At 68.9% G+C, this 18,247-nt stretch carries 17 protein-coding genes and 1 pseudogene; 4 read left to right on the top strand and 14 right to left on the bottom strand.

Annotation, left to right across the window (positions count from 1 at the left end; translation table 11 throughout):
* Positions 1-160: 160 nt before the first annotated feature.
* The 14 genes and pseudogenes from QMG86_RS04710 to cofD form a co-directional block, all read right to left on the bottom strand.
* Entirely contained in the window at positions 161-805 is a 645-nt protein-coding gene (locus tag QMG86_RS04710; protein ID WP_281877887.1) for a ComF family protein, read from the bottom strand.
* A 248-nt stretch (positions 806-1,053) separates the two neighbouring features.
* Entirely contained in the window at positions 1,054-2,877 is a 1,824-nt protein-coding gene (gene lpqB, locus QMG86_RS04705) for an MtrAB system accessory lipoprotein LpqB (protein ID WP_281877886.1), read from the bottom strand.
* 395 nt (positions 2,878-3,272) lie between these two features.
* Positions 3,273-4,955: pseudogene (gene mtrB, locus QMG86_RS04700) on the bottom strand (MtrAB system histidine kinase MtrB); the annotation flags it as partial.
* A complete protein-coding gene (gene mtrA / locus QMG86_RS04695) occupies positions 4,955-5,632 on the bottom strand; it encodes an MtrAB system response regulator MtrA (protein ID WP_039800350.1) in 678 nt (225 codons plus the stop codon). The pseudogene mtrB and the gene mtrA, both read right to left, overlap by 1 nt.
* A gap of 78 nt (positions 5,633-5,710) precedes the next feature.
* Positions 5,711-6,358 carry a dTMP kinase gene (locus QMG86_RS04690; protein ID WP_281877885.1) on the bottom strand — a complete coding sequence of 216 codons (648 nt, stop codon included), beginning with the start codon at positions 6,356-6,358 and terminating at the stop codon, positions 5,711-5,713.
* A 130-nt stretch (positions 6,359-6,488) separates the two neighbouring features.
* Entirely contained in the window at positions 6,489-7,973 is a 1,485-nt protein-coding gene (ahcY, locus tag QMG86_RS04685; protein WP_281877884.1) for an adenosylhomocysteinase, read from the bottom strand.
* Between the two features lie 115 nt (positions 7,974-8,088).
* The gene (locus tag QMG86_RS04680; RefSeq protein ID WP_281877883.1) at positions 8,089-9,225 is read right to left on the bottom strand and encodes an alkane 1-monooxygenase; all 1,137 of its coding nucleotides are present in this window, start codon (positions 9,223-9,225) and stop codon (positions 8,089-8,091) included.
* A gap of 189 nt (positions 9,226-9,414) precedes the next feature.
* Positions 9,415-10,035, bottom strand: a complete 621-nt coding sequence (locus tag QMG86_RS04675; protein WP_281877882.1) for a TetR/AcrR family transcriptional regulator — start codon at positions 10,033-10,035, stop codon at positions 9,415-9,417.
* A gap of 40 nt (positions 10,036-10,075) precedes the next feature.
* Positions 10,076-10,258 (bottom strand): rubredoxin, encoded by a 183-nt coding sequence (locus tag QMG86_RS04670; RefSeq protein WP_043730863.1) that lies wholly within the window; start codon positions 10,256-10,258, stop codon positions 10,076-10,078.
* 9 nt (positions 10,259-10,267) lie between these two features.
* Entirely contained in the window at positions 10,268-10,435 is a 168-nt protein-coding gene (locus QMG86_RS04665; RefSeq protein ID WP_281877881.1) for a rubredoxin, read from the bottom strand.
* On the bottom strand, positions 10,432-11,688 hold the full coding sequence (locus tag QMG86_RS04660) for an alkane 1-monooxygenase (protein WP_281877880.1): 1,257 nt from the start codon (positions 11,686-11,688) through the stop codon (positions 10,432-10,434). Before QMG86_RS04660 ends, QMG86_RS04665 begins: the two co-directional genes overlap by 4 nt.
* 185 nt (positions 11,689-11,873) lie before the next feature.
* Complete coding sequence (locus QMG86_RS04655) at positions 11,874-12,392, bottom strand: NUDIX hydrolase (RefSeq protein WP_281877879.1); 519 nt, start codon at positions 12,390-12,392, stop codon at positions 11,874-11,876.
* Positions 12,393-12,426: 34 nt separating this feature from the next.
* Positions 12,427-13,773 carry a coenzyme F420-0:L-glutamate ligase gene (locus QMG86_RS04650; protein ID WP_281877878.1) on the bottom strand — a complete coding sequence of 449 codons (1,347 nt, stop codon included), beginning with the start codon at positions 13,771-13,773 and terminating at the stop codon, positions 12,427-12,429.
* A complete protein-coding gene (cofD, locus tag QMG86_RS04645) occupies positions 13,770-14,723 on the bottom strand; it encodes a 2-phospho-L-lactate transferase (RefSeq protein ID WP_281880774.1) in 954 nt (317 codons plus the stop codon). Before cofD ends, QMG86_RS04650 begins: the two co-directional genes overlap by 4 nt.
* 536 nt (positions 14,724-15,259) lie before the next feature.
* Here cofD and QMG86_RS04640 point away from each other — a divergent pair.
* The 4 genes from QMG86_RS04640 (at position 15,260) to QMG86_RS04625 (ending at position 18,202) form a co-directional block, all read left to right on the top strand.
* A complete protein-coding gene (locus tag QMG86_RS04640; RefSeq protein ID WP_029901515.1) occupies positions 15,260-15,493 on the top strand; it encodes a WhiB family transcriptional regulator in 234 nt (77 codons plus the stop codon).
* 123 nt (positions 15,494-15,616) lie between these two features.
* Positions 15,617-16,096, top strand: a complete 480-nt coding sequence (locus QMG86_RS04635; RefSeq protein ID WP_168434228.1) for a metallopeptidase family protein — start codon at positions 15,617-15,619, stop codon at positions 16,094-16,096.
* A 296-nt stretch (positions 16,097-16,392) separates the two neighbouring features.
* Positions 16,393-16,773, top strand: a complete 381-nt coding sequence (locus QMG86_RS04630; RefSeq protein WP_039800382.1) for a DUF3499 domain-containing protein — start codon at positions 16,393-16,395, stop codon at positions 16,771-16,773.
* 52 nt (positions 16,774-16,825) lie between these two features.
* The gene (locus QMG86_RS04625; RefSeq protein WP_281877876.1) at positions 16,826-18,202 is read left to right on the top strand and encodes a phosphomannomutase/phosphoglucomutase; all 1,377 of its coding nucleotides are present in this window, start codon (positions 16,826-16,828) and stop codon (positions 18,200-18,202) included.
* Positions 18,203-18,247: the final 45 nt, after the last annotated feature.

Here is an 18,247-nt window from a genome sequence, read left to right as displayed (position 1 = left end):
ACCGACCGATTCCAGTGCGGCGGGATTGAGCCGTGCCGATCGACAATTGCTCGGCACATGTGGTCCGAGGCGCCACCTCCAAACTTGCGGTTCGGGTGTGTGTCCGCGACGCTAGTCCGCCGACGCGCTGATCGCCAGTGTTCACGCAAATTTCCCGGAGTCAAGCAGCACACGTAACCAGAACGCCACGTGTCGGCAATCCGGCGCGCTCCAGCGCACGCACCGACTCGCGGGCCGTCGCACCGGTGGTCAGAACGTCGTCGACCAGCACCACCTCGGCATTCGCCGGTACTCCCCAGTCGGTAGCAGGACCGGGGGCCGTGGTCACCCGCCCCTTCAGGTTGCGAGCCCGCTCGGCGGGTGTCAAGCCCACCGAATCACGCACCCCTCGCCCCATCCGCAACAGGGGCATCAGCTGGCTGTTCGGCAGCCATCGCACAGCTACCGCGGCCGCCCGCGATACCGGATCACCACCCCTGCGGCGCGCCGCCATGCCTCTGCTGGGTGCGGGCACCAGCACCAACGGCAGGCGTGGCGAACGCAACTCGGCGAGCGCGCCCGCCAGCGCCGCGCCGAGTGGCGTCGCCAGATCCCGCCGCCCCCGTTCCTTGGCGGCGAGCACCGCCCGCCGCGCGGGCCCGGCGTACGGCCCGAGCGCCCAGCACGGAACGCCGGGATCGGTGCGCGGCCACACTCGCACCGGCGGGCCGGACAGCGTGGCGGCGCAGGCGGCGCACCACTCGGCTCCGGGACGTCCGCAGCCCGCGCAGGCGGCGGGCAGCACCAGATCGAGCAGGGTTCGCATCGACCGAGTGTGCGCCCGGCCCCCGACATGTTCGCTCGATCACGTCGATCGCGATGCCACTGGAAGGAAGAACGTACGCCGTTGCGGCACCGACGTTCAGCTGCCGACCGGTCGCCGTTTGCCCGGCCGCTGGCCCTTGAATCCACCGAGCCCTGACGACGGCACCTCTGCTCGCGCTCGCCCATGACCACCTGCCCCACGCGGGATACCGGTGCGCCTTCGGCGGTCAACGTGGGGCCGCGGCGGGACTACCCAGGCAGCACAGGGACGGCGTTCGCGCCCAGCCCCGGCACCTCGCGCCAATAGGGCTGCCCTTGGTCGGGAGCGGAGGTCAGCTCCAGCACCGCGCGCGAGTCTGCGACGTACTGATGATCCGGGCTCGCGCTCACCGAACGCACCGGCGCCGTCAGGTTCTGCGACGTCAGCGGCGTCGGCTCCGAGCCGTCGACCGAGACCGTGCTGACCGGGTCCACATTGCCCTCGCGGGCGATGACGATGGTGTCCGCGTCGAGCCAATCGACCGACACCGCGGCCGTGCTGAGCCCGACCCCCACGGGAAGCGCCGAGGTCAGCGCCAGCTTTCCGTCGGGTTGGGGCACCACGACGGCGACGTACACCCTGCCGTCCGCGATCATCGCCGCGCGCACCCCGGAACGCGAGACGCGCAGTTCCGTGATCGGCAGCCGGGGTGCCGTGGCCGAGGACGCCGCCGTCAGCCCCGAGATGTCGACGTTCTGCACCGACACGTTCCCCGTCCCCCGATCGGTGACCGCGCGGATTACCCGCTCACCGTCGACCACCGCCCACGCCGCGCTGCCGTCCGCGGTCCACGACGGCCGGGAGATGGTGAAGCCTTCGGCCACCGGAAAGGCGTTGCCACCGTATGTGCCGACCATCAGGGTGCGCGACGGCACGCCAGGCGGTCGTGCGGCTTCCGCCACCGCGGCCACCAGCTGACCGTCCGGCGAGAGCGTCGCCGACTGCAAGTTCGTCACCGCGCCGAAGTAGCCGGGCGCGGGAGTGATGCCGCCGTTGGCGGCGATCTGGACCAGCCCGCCGCCACGCAGCGCGTGCAGCCCGGCCTGGTTGCGCGCGGAGGAGACCGGATTGAACTGCTGCACGTCCGCCACGCTCCAGCCGTTCGCGGCGAATCGCTCGTCCAGCGGCTTGCCGTCGGCGAGCAGCATGTACGGGCCGAGGATGTCGGCACTGGACAGCGTGAGCACCACCTGTGCGGCCAGGAGTTCGCGCTCGCGCGGGTTCAGCGCCGACGCGCCGGCGAAGTCGATCTTGACACCACCGAGCCCGATGCCGACGCCGTCGGGGTCACCGTTGGCCTTGGTGATCGTCCCGCGCAGCGCGATCGGCGGCGTCAGCTCGTTGCGCAGCACCGACGCCAGCGCGGGCTGCGGCCCCTCGAGCAGCGAGCTGAGCAATCGCTGGGCCAGCTGGGCTTTCGGCACCGACATCCAGCGCAGGTCCGGGGCGGCCAGGTTGCCGGTCGGATCGATGAAGTACAGCACGTAGCGGCGGTAGGACTTGAAGAACGCGGTGGAGTCCATGACGACGCCGTCGGGCAATTCGTCGATGCGCCACTGGCCGTTGATCTTGGTCAGCTCGATCTTGTTCTCGACGAAGGGAATGTCGTCGTTGGGGCGGTACCCGCCGTCGGCGGACAGCTCCCCGACTTTGCGCGCGCGGATCAGGTAGTTGGCTTTGTCTCCCGAGCGCGACTCTCGCAACGTGTCCGGTTTCTCGACGATGACCGTGCCCGCCGCGTCGTCCCACTGGGTGGAGGCCGCGGGCGTCATGTACTGCCGGGCGGCCAGGTGCCGGTTGGTGGGATCGGCGGTGGCCTGGAGGAAGTCACGCAGCAGCAGATCGGGATCGCGGTCGGCGACCGGTGGCGGCGGCCCCTCGGAGGTGGGCTCCCGGTTGATGGTGCCCAGCGCCTCCGGCGCGGAGGACTCCGGCAGGCTGGCGCAGCTCGTGAGCGGCACCACGACCGCCAGCACCGCCGCCACAAGCACGCTCAGTCGCCGCATCCGCGTAGCTCCGACACGCATTGTCATGGCTGTCCGTCCCCCGATTCGCGTGACCCACCGGTCTGCGCCGACTCCGACGCGGGCGATCCGTTCGCTCCGGACACGGGCGCCGCTTCGGTCGAAACGCTGTCCGCGGGCGTCGCCGTGCCGTTGGCCGCTCCGTGCGGCCCACCCGTGCTCGGCTCGCCGCCTCCCGAGCCCGTGTCGTCGCCGTCGTCGCCACCCGGCTCCGAGCCGTGCGGCGCGGCCGCATCGTCCGAGAGCTCCGACCGCACGCCCACCGGCGCCACGGTCTCGGAGCCGTCCGGATGCGCGCCGACCGGATCGGAAGCATCCGCCTCCGCGTCATGACGCACGGCATTCGTCACTCGCGCGGCACCTGGATCGGCCGAGTCGCGCCGCGGCGCGCTCGCACCGCCCGGCTCGGCGACGGCCGGTTCCGCCGTACCCGCGTCGGCCGCGCCGCGATCGGCCGGCGGTTCCGGCTCCACGACGCGCATCGACTTGCGCGCCGGCTCCAAGGGCAGCGGGCTCGGGCCGAGCTTCTTGCCGCGCACCAGCGGCAACGTCAGGCGGAAGCTGGCGCCGAGCCCGGCCTCACCCCACGCTTCGAGCTTGCCTTCGTGCAGGTTCGCGTCCTCCACGCTGATCGACAGTCCGAGGCCGGTGCCGCCGGAGCGGCGCATACGGGACGGATCCGAGCGCCAGAACCGGTTGAAGACCAGCTTCTCCTCGCCCGGCCGCAGGCCGACGCCTTGATCGCGGACGACAACGGCGACGGAATTGGCATCGGCGTCGCCCCGCATCCGGATCAGCACCGGCTTGCCCTCGCTGTGGTCGATCGCGTTGGCGAGCAGATTGCGCAGCACCCGCTCCACGCGGCGCGGATCGACCTCGGCGACCAGCGGCTCCTCCGGCATGTCGCTGATGATCTCGACGCCGGCGTCCTTCGCCAGGTGCCGCACGGTCGAGATCGCGGCCCGCGCGCACATCCGCACGTCCAGCGACTCGACCTGGAGTTCGGCGACGCCCGCGTCGTGCCTGCTGATCTCCAGCAGGTCGTTGAGCAGGCCCTCGAATCGGTCCAGCTCGTTGACCAGCAACTCGGCGCTGCGGGCCAGGGCGGGATCGAGGTCGTCGCTGCTGCCGTGGATGAGGTCGGCGGCCATGCGCACGGTGGTGAGCGGAGTGCGCAGCTCGTGGCTGACATCCGAGGTGAACCGGCGCTGCAGATTGCCGAATTCCTCCAGCTGGGTGATCTGGTTGGACAGGCTCTCGGCCATCTCGTTGAACGCCTGGGCCAGTCGAGCCATGTCGTCCTCGCCGCGCACCAGCATGCGCTCCTTGAGCCTGCCGTCGGCGAAACGGCCCGCGATCCGGGCCGCGGAGCGGATCGGCAGGACCACCTGCCTGGTCACCAGGGCGGTGATCGCGGCCAGCAACACCAGCAGGACGATGCCGCCGACCAGCATGGTGCCGCGCATCAGCGACAGGCTGCGCTCCTCGTTGGCCAGCGGGAAGATCAGGTAGATCTCCAGGGTCGGGATCTCGGCGCTCGGGCTGCCGATGATCAGCGCGCGACCCCGGTAACCCTCCGCGTCGTCGACGGTGGCGAACTGGTAGCTGACCTGGTTGCGCTGCACGAACCGGCGCAGTTCGTCGGGCACCTCCTGGATCGGGCCGGACGGGATCTGCTGCGGCGGCATCCCGCCGATGACGCTCAGCGCCGAATCGAAACTCCCTGCCGCGCCGGTGGATCGGCCGGTACCGGCCCGGTTGGACAGCGCGTTACGCGCCTCCTCCAGCCGCTGCGGCTGAGCGCCGATGTCGTGCACACCGGCAAGCTGGCTCTCCACCGTGTTGCGCGCACGGTCCATCTCCTCGACCGCGGCGTTGATCTTGGCGTCCAACAGCCGGTCGGTGATCTGACTGGTCAGCACGACGCCCAGAATCGTGATGACGATCAGCGACAGCGTCAGCGTGGACACGATGACACGCAATTGCAGCGAACGCCGCCACAGGTGGCCTAAGGCAATGCCGACCGCTTGGAACCAGGCCACCACCGGAGCCAGCGATCGTTGGAGACGCGAGATCACGCCATGGATCACGGCGGTCCGGCCTTGTAACCGACACCGCGGACGGTCAGCACGATCTCCGGGTTCTCGGGATCCTTCTCGACCTTCGCCCGCAGCCGCTGCACGTGGACGTTCACCAAGCGGGTGTCGGCGGCATGCCGGTAGCCCCAGACCTGCTCGAGCAGGACCTCACGGGTGAACACCTGACGCGGCTTACGAGCCAGAGCGACGAGCAGGTCGAACTCCAGCGGTGTCAGCGAGATCTGCGCGCCGCCGCGGCTGACCTTGTGCGCGGGCACGTCGATCACGATATCGGCGATCGACAGCAGCTCGGCGGGCTCCTCCTCGGTGCGGCGCAGGCGGGCCCGCACCCGGGCGACGAGTTCCTTCGGCTTGAAGGGCTTGACGATGTAATCGTCGGCGCCCGATTCCAGACCCAGCACGACGTCGACCGTGTCGGTCTTCGCCGTGAGCATCACGATCGGAACCCCGGAATCGGCCCGCAGCACACGGCACACGTCGATGCCGTTCATGCCGGGCAGCATCAGGTCCAGCAGCACCAAATCGGGGCGGATCTCGCGAACCGCCGCCAGGGCCTGTGTGCCGTCGCCGACCACGTGCGGGTCGAACCCTTCCCCGCGCAAGACGATCGTCAGCATCTCAGCGAGTGCCATATCGTCGTCGACGACCAGAATCTTCGGCTTCATAACTACTATGTTGTCATCTCCCAGGCCAGGATCGGGCCGCCACGCCAACACTGGTGCGAACCCGCGGCACAACCAACCTTATCGACCAACGATTTCGGCGATGCGCGCGGCCAGCGAAGCCGGGCCGTCCTCGGATCGATAGGTCCACCACGGTCCGCGCCAGTGGCGTTCGGCCAGCTCACGGTACACCGCACCGGTCCGGTGCTGCAGACCGCCGTCGCGCTCGTACGCGTCGAGCGCGCGCTCGGCGTCGAGTTCGCCACGCTTGCGGGCACGCTCGGCGGCGAGTTCGGTCGGCACGTCCAGCAACACCTGGAGCGCGGGCTCCGGCAGAGCGAATCGGCCGAACTCCAATTCGCCCACCCAATCCACGATTTCGCCGTCCGCCGACTGCCCGAGGCGGGCGGCCGAATAGGCGGCGTTGGAAGCGACATAACGGTCCAGGAGCACAACGTCGTTGTCGGCCAACAGCTTCGACAGCTCGTCTGCGGCGTCCGCGCGATCCAGCGCGAACAGCAGGGCCATGCCGCTGACCGAGCCCGCGAGGTCGCCGTGCGCGCCGCGCAGCGCCTCCGCGGCCAGGTCGGCGTGCACCGAGACCCGGTAGCGGGGGAAGGCCATCGTCGCGACGCGCAGCCCGCGACCACGCAGATCGGCGACCACCCGCTCGATCAGCGTCCGCTTACCCGCGCCGTCGAGCCCCTCGACCGCTATCAGCACTCCCATGACCAGGGAGAATACCCCGCCTACTACCCGATGCCACCACCGGCTGACCGGTGGGCATCCCCTGCTCCGGCGGGGTTCGCCGGGCCGGGTGTCCCGCCACCGAACATCGACGGGACATCCGGCAGGGCGGTCAGTAGCGGTAGTGGTCCGGCTTGTACGGGCCCTCGACGTCGACGCCGATGTACTCGGCCTGGTCCTTGGTGAGCTTGGTCAGCTCGCCGCCGAGCGCTTCGACGTGGATGCGGGCGACCTTCTCGTCGAGGTGCTTCGGCAGCCGGTAGACCTCGTTGTCGTACTCCTCCGGCTTGGTCCACAGCTCGATCTGGGCGATCACCTGGTTGGAGAAGCTGTTCGACATCACGAAGGACGGGTGGCCGGTCGCGTTGCCGAGGTTGAGCAGACGCCCTTCCGACAGCACCAGGATCGAGCGGCCGGTCTCCTTGAACGTCCACAGATCGACCTGCGGCTTGATGTTCAATTTCGTTGCGCCGGAACGCTCCAGCGCCGCCATGTCGATCTCGTTGTCGAAGTGGCCGATGTTGCCGAGGATGGCCTGGTCCTTCATCGCCTTCATGTGGTCGAGGGTGATGATGTCCTTGTTGCCGGTGGCGGTGATGACGATGTCGGCCTCGCCGATCGCCTTCTCCACGGTCACCACGTCGTAGCCGTCCATCAGCGCCTGCAGCGCGTTGATCGGGTCGATCTCGGTGACCTGCACCCGGGCGCCCTGTCCGGCAAGCGATTCCGCGCAGCCCTTGCCGACATCGCCGTAGCCGCAGATCAATATCTTCTTGCCGCCGATGAGCACGTCGGTGCCGCGGTTGATGCCGTCGATCAGCGAGTGGCGGGTGCCGTACTTGTTGTCGAACTTGCTCTTGGTGACCGAGTCGTTGACGTTGATCGCGGGGAACACCAGCTCGCCCGCCGCCGCGAACTGGTAGAGCCGCAGCACGCCGGTGGTGGTCTCCTCGGTGACGCCGCGTACCGACTCGGCGATCTTCGTCCACTTGCCGCGGTCGGTCTCGAAGCGCTCGCGCAGCAGGTTCAGGAACACCTTGTACTCGGCCGAGTGGTCCTCGTCCTCCGGCGGCACGACGCCCGCCTTCTCGAACTGCGCGCCGCGCAGCACGAGCATGGTGGCGTCACCGCCGTCGTCGAGGATCATGTTGGCCGGCTCGCCCGGCCAGGTGAGCATCTGCTCGGCCGCCCACCAGTACTCCTCCAGCGTCTCGCCCTTCCAGGCGAACACCGGGGTGCCCTTGGGCTCATCGACGGTGCCGTTCGGGCCGACGACCACGGCGGCCGCCGCGTGGTCCTGGGTGGAGAAGATGTTGCAGGAGGCCCAGCGGACCTCGGCGCCCAGGCTGGTCAGGGTCTCGATCAGCACCGCGGTCTGCACGGTCATGTGCAGCGAGCCGGAGATGCGCGCGCCCTGCAGCGGCCGCACCTCGGCGTACTCACGGCGCAGCGCCATCAGACCGGGCATCTCGTGTTCGGCGAGGCGGATCTCCTTGCGGCCGAAATCGGCCAGCGACAGATCCGCCACCTTGTAGTCGATGCCGTTGCGGACATCGGCGGTCAACGACGTGCGTGCGGGAAGTTCTGAGGTGGTCATCAGCCTCTCCTGGTTCGGCAAGTACCGAGGCAAGGCTAGTCGCTCACGACCGGGGGCGGACGACGCGGCCGCTCTTCGCACCGGCCGGGCCGGGACCCGGCGACCGCAGCGCCCGTTACGCCGTCGCCCCGCGCGCCGCCAGGATGCGGCCCCGCTTGCGCGGCTGAATGTTCGCCAAGGTGATGTCGCCGCCGTAGTGGGCGAGGACGCGGTCGTCCATCATCCACCGCCACAGCGGCGGGATGGCGGCCAGCACGATCATGGCGGCGTAGCCCGCGGGCAGTTGCGGGGCCTGCTCGGAGGTACGCAGGGTCTGGTAGCGGCGGCCCGGATTGGCGTGGTGGTCGCTGTGCCGCTGCAGGTGGAACAGGAAGATGTTGGTGACCAGGTGGTCGCTGTTCCAGCTGTCGCGCGGCGAGCAGCGAGCGTACATGCCGTTCGCGCGGCGCGCCCGCAGCAATCCGTAGTGCTCGACGTAGTTCACCGTCTCCAGCAGGCCGATGCCGATCACGGCCTGCAACAGCAGCCACGGCAGCACCTGGTAGCCGAACGCCGCGATCAGCGCGCCGAACAGCACCAGCGTCATCGACCATGCCTGCAGGATGTGGTTGTGCACGCTCCACCAGCCCTTGCCCTTGCGCGCGAGCCGCTCCCGCTCGAGTGCTAGCGCGGACCGGAAACTGCCGGAAACGCTGCGTGGCAGGAACTCCCACAGCGACTCCCCCAGCCGGGCGCTGGCCGGATCCTCCGGTGTCGCCACCCGCACATGATGGCCGCGGTTGTGCTCGACGAAGAAGTGCCCGTATCCGGACTGGGCCAGCGCGATTTTGGCCAGCCAGCGCTCCAGGTGCTCCACCCGGTGCCCGAGTTCGTGGGCGGCGTTGATGCCGATGCCGCTGACGAATCCGAGGGTCGTCGCCAGACCGAGCTTGTCGACCACGCTCAGGTCGTCACCGGCCCACATGTAGCTCGCGATCACCAGGCCGATCAGCTGCACCGGGAGCATCAAGTAGGTGCACCACCGGTAGTACCGGTCGTTGGAGAGCAGCTCGTAGTCCTCGTCCTTCGGATTGCTGCCGTCCACGCCGATCGACCAGTCCAGCACCGGGATGACGATCAGCACGATGATCGGGCCGATCCACCAGAACACCTCGAGACCGGTGTGCAGCACCAGTTGTGAGGGCAGCAAGGCCGACGACGGCGCGAGCAAGCCGAGAACCCACAGATGGCGTTTGGGATCGGGCGATCCCACCCGTTTGCCAACCGTTTGCACTTTTGCTCCACTCAGAGAAGACCCGAACACCGTCGCCTGAGAATACTTCGTGACTTGTGGTCCGTTACAACGATGCCGTCGGTTGAAACGTGATCGCTATTACAAGCCGTGCAGTCGGTTTTTAATGTGCTGCATATGCGCCAGGTCGCGAGCGGTGGCTCGCGCGGCTCAGCTCTGCACCCGCGCGGCGAGGATCGCTTCGACGTAAGGACTCAGCAGCGCGCTCAATTCCGCGGGCGCGTCGCGGCCAGGACCGGGCGGAGTGGGAATGTAGCTGAGGGCGATGCGCACCAGCGCGTGCGCGATCACGTCCGATTCGGCCGCCGTCGATGCCACCCAGCTGTGCTGGAAGGCGCGCGACAGCCGTTCGGTCGCGTGCTCGAGCAAAGGTCCCGCGTCGAGCGTGATCAGGCGCAGCAGATCCAGCTTCACCTCGCCCGCGACCAGGGACTGCACCAGCGGGTCGGACGCCGCGTCGAAGAAGAAGTTGGCCATCCCGTCGCGGAACGCGGCGCGGACGTCGCCGACGTTGCCGTTGATCGCGGCGTCGACGTGATCGACCAGGAAGTCGGCCAGGCGCAGCGCGTAGGCCTGGGTGAGGCCGCTGCGCGAGCCGAATTCGTTGTACAGCGTCTGCCTGCTCACGCCCGCCCTGGCCGCGACGTCACCGAGCGTGATCTTGGACCAATCCCGCTCGGTGAGCAGTTCGCGCATCGCGTCCAGGACCGACGTCCGCAGCAGGTCCCGCGCGGCCTCCTGGTAGGGAATCCTGGTTCCGTTGCGCGGCATACCCGCGACCCTGTCACGGGCGCCTGCCGCAGTCAAAATCTCACGACCGTTCGATTTCGACCATGTAGAAATCCGCCTTGGCGGCGCCGCAGTCCGGACAGGTCCAGTCGTCGGGGATGTCGTCCCAGCGGGTGCCCGGCGCGATGCCGTCCTCCGGCCAGCCCTCGGCTTCGTCGTATTCGAAACCACACTGGATGCACTGGTAGAGCTTGTACTCCGTCATTTCGTCGTCCTATGTCCCTATCGGCTCGAAGTCGATCTTTTCCCGTACACCACAGTCCGGGCAGCACCAGTCGTCCGGAACCGCCTCCCACCGGGTGCCCGCCGGAAAGCCCTCGTGCGGCGCACCTTTCGCCTCGTCGAAAACGTAGTCGCAGACGGGGCAGCGATACGCGCTCACGCTGTCTCCCTTTCGGCACCTCCGGCATCGGCGGAGCCGTAGCGCGCCAGCACCTTCTCCCTCTTGCGCGGATCGATATTGGCGCGGGTGATGTCGCCGTCGTAGTGCGCGAGCACCCGCTTGTCCATGACGCGGCGCCACAGCGGCGGGAAGTAGGCGAGCAGGATCATGCTCGCGTAGCCGCTCGGCAGGTTCGGCGCGCCGTCCCAGCTGCGCAGCGTCTGGTAACGCCGGGTGGGGTAGGCGTGGTGGTCGCTGTGCCGCTGCAGGTGGTACAGGAAGATGTTGGTGACGATGTGGTCGCTGTTCCAGCTGTGCACCGGGGCGGGGCGCTCATAGCGGCCGCCGGCCGTGCGCTGGCGCACCAGACCGTAGTGCTCGAGGTAGTTGACCGCCTCCAGCAGACTGAAGCCCACTACCGCCTGCAGGATCAGGTACGGCAGCAGCTCGATGCCGAACACCGCGATCAGGACCGCGAACAGCGCCACCGACATCAGCCACGCGCTGAGCACTTCGTTGCGCAGGCTCCACGGCTTCTTGCCGAGCCGTTCCAGCCGGACCTTCTCCAGGCGCCAGGACGACTTCAGGCTGCCCCACACGGTGCGCGGCCAGAACGCCCAGAACGTCTCGCCGACCCGAGAGCTCGCCGGATCCTCGGGCGTGGCGACGCGTACGTGGTGGCCGCGGTTGTGCTCGATGTAGAAGTGCCCGTAGCAGGACTGGGCCAAGGCGATGCGGGACAGCCAGCGCTCCAGGTCGACCTTCTTGTGGCCGAGTTCGTGCGCGGTGTTGATGCCGATGCCGCCGATCATGCCGACGGTGATCGCCAGCCCGATCTTGTCCACCACGTGCAGGCCGCCGTCGATGCCGAGCCAGCTCACCTCGTCGGCGGTGATCAGGTAGGCCGCCATGAGCAGCGTGGCGTACTGGAGCGGCAGATACAGGTAGGTGAGGTAGCGGTAGTACTTGTCGTTCTCCAAGTACTCCATCACCTCGTCGGGCGGGTTGTCGCCGTCCGGTCCGAAGAAGATGTCCGCGATCGGGATCAGCACGTAGACCAGGATCGGCCCGAGCCAGAACGGCACCTGCGCGAGGCGATGCCAGCCCAGCTCGTTCAAGCCCCAGATCAGCGGCAGGCCGATGAGGAACAGGCCGGCCGGGGCGAACAAACCCCACAGCCACATGTAGCGCTTGCGATCCCGCCAGGCCGGTACCTCGACCGGCTGGGCGGACGTGTCGGCGTGCGTCGACATCGTTGTCTCCATTCCCGAACGGCACGTCACATGTGACGTGCATTACCTCACCTATGGACGATATAGGGACATTTGTCGTATGTCTAGACAAATGAGGCAATTTGTAAACGTCGTCGGGCGCGGACGACGTGAGCCCCGGCCGGATGGGCATCCGACCGGGGCTCACGCGTTGGAATGCGGCTAGCTCACCGCAGCAGGACGTCGGCGTCGATGGGCAGCGCGTTCACCGGCCACCAGCGCAGGTCGGTCGATTCGTGGCTGCGCACCGGGATCGCACCGGCGGGGGCGGTGATGCGGAACAGGAGGTCCAGATGTCTGGTGGGCACGCCCAGCGAGCAGGTGATGGGGTGCGCCTGCGCGCCGTACAACCCCGGCGCCAGCCGCAGGTCCGCGATGCCGGACTCCTCGGTGGCTTCACGCAGCGCGGCGCCCGCGACCGTCTCGTCCCGCTCCTCGCAGTGGCCGCCGAGCTGGATCCAGCGTCCCACCCGCGGGTGCAGGGTGAGCAGCACCTCCCGCCCGTCGTGGGAGAAGACGACCGCGGAGGCGGTGATATGGCCCGGCGCGTGCTCGCGCAGGCAACCCCGCGGGGCCGAACCGAGGAAGGCCAGCATCGCCTCACGCAGCGATCGCTCCGGACCGGTTGCCGGACACCAGGTTTCGAGCAGTTCGGTGGCCGAAGCGTGCAGCGACTCCGCGCTCACCGGCGCTTCTCCCGCGCGGCGGAGAGGAGGCGCTTCACAGCTCGACCAGCCCTGCGCCCGCACCCGTCGGCTGCCGCGGAGTCAGGTCCTCGAGCGGATGACCGACGGCGATGGCGCCCAGGGGGCTCCAGTCCTCGGCCAGGCCCAGCACCGCACGCGTGACCTCCGGCGCGAAGATCGTCGACCCGATCCAGCAACTGCCGATCCCCTCGGTCGCCAACGCGACCAGCAGGCCCTGCACCGCGGCGCCCACCGCGACGGTGAACATGGTGCGCTCGTTCGCCCGCCTGCGCTCGTCCGGATAGTCGTGCGCGCCGTCCGGCACGCAGAACGGGATGATCACCTCGGGCGCGTCGAACAGGATGCGCCCGCGGGCGACCCGGCGCTCGATCCGTTCCGGCGGCAGGCCGTCCGCGGTCAGATCCGCTCGCCACTTCTCCGCCATCGCCTCGAGCAGCCGAGCGCGCAGTTCCGGCGTACGCAGCCACACGAACCGCACAGGGCGCGTGTGGTGCGGAGCGGGCGCGGTCAGCGCGACCGACACCGCCGAGCGGACGCGCTCGGGATCGACGGGCGCGTCGGAGAACTGGCGGATCGAGCGACGCAGCAGGATCGCCTCTCTGCGGCCGCGTTCGATCGCCTCCGCGGTGCCGAGCCAGAACAGGTCGTCGGTGCCGCCGCGGAGCAGATCGGCGGCGCCCGAGCCGTCGTCGACGATCGGCAACCCGCGCACCACGGCGACCGGGACACCGCCGAGTTTGCCTTTGACCAGGTCGGCGGCCGCGGCCAGTTCGTCCGCCACGGCCACCTGGGTGACGAACAGCTCGTTGCCCTGACCGTCGACCGCGCCGGCGTAGTCGTGCAGCACCCGCAGGCCCGCCGCGCCGATGGCGGCGTCGGTCTGCCCGTTGCGCCAGGCACGGCCCATCGTGTCGGTGACGACCACCGCGACCGTCACGCCCAGCCGCTCGGCGAGCGCGGCGCGCAACGCCTTGGCGCTGGCGTCCGGGTCGACGGGCAGCAGCACGAGTTCGCCCTGCTCGACGTTCGAGCCGTCCACGCCGGAGGCCGCCTGCACGATCCCCAGCTTGTTCTCGGTGATCAAGGTGCGGCCCTTGCGGGCGAGCACCCGCACCGCCTCCTGGTCCACGAGCCTGCGCCGGGCGGCGTCGCGCTCCTCGGGGTCCAGCGGCGCCTGCACGATGCGCCCCTCGACCTTGGCGACGATCTTGCTGGTCACCACCAGCACGTCCCCGTCGGCCAGCCAGGGCGCGCAGCGGGCGATGTGCGCGGCGAGGTCGTCGCCGGGACGGAATTCGGGCAGCCCGGTGACGGGCAGGATGCGCAGCTCCCCGGCCGCGTGATCGATGGGTGTGGTCACAGGGCGACTCCAGCGAGATCCAGGGCCTGACGCACCATTTCGGCGGTGGTGGGCGGGTCGGTCATCAACAAAGGCACGCTGCGCACCTCGACCCCGGGCACCTCGGCGGTGTCGGTGCTGTGGATCAGCCAGCCGTCCAGGATCCCCGTGGCCGAACGCGCGCCGTAGTACCGGCCGATCGCCTCGGCCGTGGTCTCCACCCCGATCACCGACAGGCACTCGTCGGCCATGCCGCGCAACGGCTTGCCGTCGATCACGCCGGAAACGCCGATCACCTTGGCCGCGGTGGTGCGCAGCGCGCCGCGGATCCCGGGCACCGCGAGGATGGCGCCGATGCTCACGACGGGGTTCGACGGCGCGAGGAGGACCACGTCGGCGGATTCTATGATATCGATCACATTTGGGGCAGGTTTGGCTTCATCGGCGCCAATTGTGGCGAATCCATGGGTGTCGATGTTCGCGCGGTAGCGAACCCACCACTCTTGAAAATGGATCGCGCGCCGTTCGCCAGGGTTGTCCGGATCGGTCACCACGACATGCGTTTCGCAGCGATCGTCGGTTGCCGGGATCAGTTTCACGCCGGGCTGCCACCTGTTGCACAGCGCCTCGGTGACCGCGGAGAGCCGGTACCCGGCGCGCAACATTTCGGTACGGATCAGATGCGTGGCGATATCGCGGTCGCCCAAGCCGAACCAGTCCGGCTGCGCGTGATATTTCGCGAGTTCCTCCTTGGCGTGCCAGGTCTCGCCGACCCGGCCCCAGCCACGCTCGGTATCAATGCCTCCACCCAGCGTATACATGCAGGTATCGAGGTCGGGGCAGATCCGGAGCCCGTGCATCCAGACGTCGTCGCCGACGTTCACGATCGCGGAGACGTCCGCCTCGGGCAGCAGTTCCCGGACGCCCTGAAGGAAACGCGCGCCACCGACGCCGCCGACCAGCACGGCGATGCGGGGTCCGTTCGCGGGCGTGACGTCCGCTTGTTGTCCAGTCACATCCGCACAGCCTATGCGTTGACGCGAACCCTCCCGTTCGCGGCAAATTTGCTATACATTTGCTATCGCAGATCACAAGACAGACTCGGAATGCGGCTGCGGATAGTAACGGAATAGCGACGGCGGCTTGACCATCGACGCGTCCGGCGTGTCTAATCACAGTCATGTCATTCCGGGTTCGCGCGAGAGGTCAACGCGCGAACCGCTTTTCGAACAGATGTTCGCATCGGTATGACAAGCTCGGGGACGTCCGCGGGACAACGTCGCGGGGTATGGCCGTCGGTGCGAGTGTTGGTCCGACGGAAAGAATCATTCTGCGCTAACACACAGTGAGGAGGCGGAGCGTGGCCAACGAGATGGTCTCGCCGACCGATTCCACAGCAGGCGCAGCACGTGGCGTCTGCGCAGATAACGGCGGCTGGAAGGACCAAGAGGGGGGTGACGGAGTCACGGCGCCCCGGCTCAGCCTGGTCGTGACCGGCTTCGACGAGATGTTCGAATCCATCGAAGAGCAGTGGCAGGAGCGCGCCCTGTGCGCGCAGACCGATCCAGAGGCGTTCTTCCCCGAGAAGGGCGGCTCGACCCGCGAGGCCAAAAGGATCTGCATGGGCTGCGAGGTACGCGACGAGTGCCTGGAATACGCGCTCGCGCACGATGAGCGCTTCGGTATCTGGGGTGGCCTCTCCGAGCGGGAGCGCCGCCGCCTCAAGCGCGGCATCGGCTGACAGACGTACGCGAAGCCCGGAGCCGCCCGTCCACGGGCGCTCCGGGCTCGCGCGACACGACCGGACAGCTCGCCGACCGCCTCGGTGCGGACGACACGAGCCCGCTGGCCTAGATTTTGTCTCATGGCACGTTCCCGTAAGCGCCGACCGCCGACCGCCCGGTCGGTGATCCGCCGCGGCCGCGGAGTGCGCGGGCCGATGCTGCCACCCACGGTTCCCGCCTGGCGGACCCGCGGCCAGAAGTTCGACCGGCTGGTCCTGGAGGCGTTCGCCCCGTTGGACTCCCGCTGGCACGACCGGCTCACCAAACTCGACATCGCGGTCGACGACGTTCCGAAGATCCGTCCGCTGCATCCCGATTCGGTCACCTGGCCGGATGAGGTGGTCGCCGACGGCCCGGTGCCCCTCTCGCGGCTCATCCCGGCCGGCGTCGACCGGCACGGCGCGGCGACCCGGGCGCGGGTGGTGCTGTTCCGCAAGCCGCTCGAGCTGCGCGCCAGCGACCCCGACGACCTGGTGGATCTGCTGCGGGAAGTGCTGGTCCAGCAGGTCGCGACCTACCTCGGCGTCGACCCGGACGTGATCGATCCGGAAGCCGAGTGAGTCCTACCCGTCCACGTGGCGGCGGCCCTCGAATGCCGTTGCGGGGCAGACGCGCACGCGTGTAGGCCGGTCGATCTCGGGTACTCCGGCACTCTCAGCCGCGACGAACCACTCGCGTTGCCGATCGGGACACCGTTGTCCGCGCGGCGGGCTACGTCGTGCAGATCACCGCAAGCCGCGTCGCGGCCTGTGGAGCGCCGTGCTGTCCTCGTTTCGCGACGCGCGGACCGAGATTCTTCAAGCGTGTCTGTCCCCATCGACGCGCCAGGGGGGTTACTCTCATCGGCGTGATTCCCATGCGTCGTTGCTGCCGACCAGGCTGCAAGAATCCGGCCGTCGCGACGCTCACCTATGTGTACTCGGACTCGACGGCAGTGGTCGGACCACTCGCGACGGTCGCCGAACCGCACTCCTGGGATCTCTGCGAAACGCACGGCTCACGCATCACCGCTCCGAAGGGCTGGGAACTGGTTCGCCACGAAGGTGGATTCTCCTCCAGCACACCGGATGACGACGATCTGACCGCGCTCGCCGAGGCGGTGCGCGAGGCGGGGCTACGCCGCCGCCCGCCGGAGCGCGAGCAGCGCGGCTATCGCGACTACGCTCCCCCGCCGCCGCGCACCACACGCACGGGTCGCCGCGGCCATCTGCGCGTCCTTCCGGACCCGCCGTCCTGATCGGACGAGGACGATGTCGGACCGGTCCGGCGCAACCACTAGGGTGTTGGGCATGACAGTCGCCCGCTCTGCCGAATTCGTGAACGCGGTGATCAAGGCCTACGACGTTCGCGGCGTGGTCGGTGATCAGATCGACGCGGATTTCGTCAGGGACGTCGGCGCGTCCTTCGCACGGCTGATGCGCGCCGAGGGCGCGCACCGGATCGTCATCGGGCACGATATGCGCGACTCCTCCCCCGAGCTGTCGGCCGCCTTCGCCGACGGCGCGCTCGGCCAGGGCCTCGACGTCGTGCACATCGGCCTGGCTTCGACCGACCAGCTGTACTTCGCCTCCGGCCGGCTGGACTGCCCGGGCGCCATGTTCACCGCCAGCCACAACCCCGCCCGGTACAACGGCATCAAGCTGTGCCGCGCCAAAGCGCTCCCGGTCGGACAGGACACCGGTCTGGCCACGATCAAGCGCGAACTGATCGACGGCGTGCCCGAGTACGCGGGCGAGCGCGGCACCGCGACCGAACTGGACCTGCTCACCGAGTACGCGGAATTCCTGCGCGGCCTCGTCGAGCTCGGCGGCATCCGCCCGCTCACCATCGCGGTGGACGCGGGCAACGGCATGGGCGGCCACACGGTGCCCGCGGTGCTCGGCGCCCTGCCCCAGGTGAAGATCGTGCCGCTGTACTTCGAGCTGGACGGCAGCTTCCCGAACCACGAGGCCAACCCGCTGGACCCGGCGAACCTGGTGGACCTGCAGAAGCTGGTCCGCGAAACCGGCGCGGACATCGGGCTGGCCTTCGACGGCGACGCCGACCGCTGCTTCGTGGTCGACGAGAACGGCGACCCGGTGTCGCCGTCGGCGATCACCGCCCTGGTGGCAGAGCGCGAACTGGCCAAGGAACCCGGCGCGGTGATCATCCACAACCTGATCACTTCCCGCGCGGTGCCGGAGCTGGTGCACGAGCTCGGGGGAACGCCGGTGCGCACGCGGGTCGGCCACTCGTTCATCAAGCAGGAGATGGCCGCCACCGGAGCGGTGTTCGGCGGCGAGCACTCCGCGCACTACTACTTCCGCGACTTCTGGGGCGCCGACTCCGGGATGCTCGCGGCGCTGCACGTGCTGGCCGCGCTCGGCGAGAAGGATCGGCCGGTGTCGGAGCTGATGGCCTCCTACGCGACCTACGCGGCCTCGGGTGAGATCAACTCCACCGTGGCCGACGCCAAGGAGCGGACGATGGCCGTGGTGGACGCCTTCGCCGACCGGGCGCACTCGGTGGACAGGCTGGACGGGGTGACCGTGCAACTGGCCGACAACGCGTGGTTCAACCTGCGCGCGTCCAACACCGAGCCCTTGCTCCGGCTGAACGTCGAGGCCCGATCGGCGGAGGAAGTAGACGCACTCGTGACCGAGATCCTGAGCATCGTGCGCTCCTGACTGGAATAGTGGAATCACAGGCCTTGGATTCGCCCGCCCCGGTCT

The organism is Nocardia sputorum, assembly GCF_027924405.1.
GTDB lineage: Bacteria > Actinomycetota > Actinomycetes > Mycobacteriales > Mycobacteriaceae > Nocardia > Nocardia sputorum.
The sequence above is the reverse complement of the archived record's forward strand: the minus strand, read 5'-3'. Positions and strand labels throughout refer to the sequence as shown.

What these genes read in the sequence shown, in the direction of transcription:
- QMG86_RS04710 (WP_281877887.1), bottom strand. Translation starts at nt 805, where the DNA reads ATGCGAACCCTGCTCGATCTGGTGCTGCCCGCCGCCTGCGCGGGCTGC.
- lpqB (WP_281877886.1), bottom strand. Translation starts at nt 2,877, where the DNA reads ATGACAATGCGTGTCGGAGCTACGCGGATGCGGCGACTGAGCGTGCTT.
- mtrA (WP_039800350.1), bottom strand. Translation starts at nt 5,632, where the DNA reads ATGAAGCCGAAGATTCTGGTCGTCGACGACGATATGGCACTCGCTGAG.
- QMG86_RS04690 (WP_281877885.1), bottom strand. Translation starts at nt 6,358, where the DNA reads ATGGGAGTGCTGATAGCGGTCGAGGGGCTCGACGGCGCGGGTAAGCGG.
- ahcY (WP_281877884.1), bottom strand. Translation starts at nt 7,973, where the DNA reads ATGACCACCTCAGAACTTCCCGCACGCACGTCGTTGACCGCCGATGTC.
- QMG86_RS04675 (WP_281877882.1), bottom strand. Translation starts at nt 10,035, where the DNA reads ATGCCGCGCAACGGAACCAGGATTCCCTACCAGGAGGCCGCGCGGGAC.
- QMG86_RS04670 (WP_043730863.1), bottom strand. Translation starts at nt 10,258, where the DNA reads ATGACGGAGTACAAGCTCTACCAGTGCATCCAGTGTGGTTTCGAATAC.
- QMG86_RS04660 (WP_281877880.1), bottom strand. Translation starts at nt 11,688, where the DNA reads ATGTCGACGCACGCCGACACGTCCGCCCAGCCGGTCGAGGTACCGGCC.
- QMG86_RS04640 (WP_029901515.1), top strand. Translation starts at nt 15,260, where the DNA reads ATGTTCGAATCCATCGAAGAGCAGTGGCAGGAGCGCGCCCTGTGCGCG.
- QMG86_RS04635 (WP_168434228.1), top strand. Translation starts at nt 15,617, where the DNA reads ATGGCACGTTCCCGTAAGCGCCGACCGCCGACCGCCCGGTCGGTGATC.
- QMG86_RS04630 (WP_039800382.1), top strand. Translation starts at nt 16,393, where the DNA reads ATGCGTCGTTGCTGCCGACCAGGCTGCAAGAATCCGGCCGTCGCGACG.
- QMG86_RS04625 (WP_281877876.1), top strand. Translation starts at nt 16,826, where the DNA reads ATGACAGTCGCCCGCTCTGCCGAATTCGTGAACGCGGTGATCAAGGCC.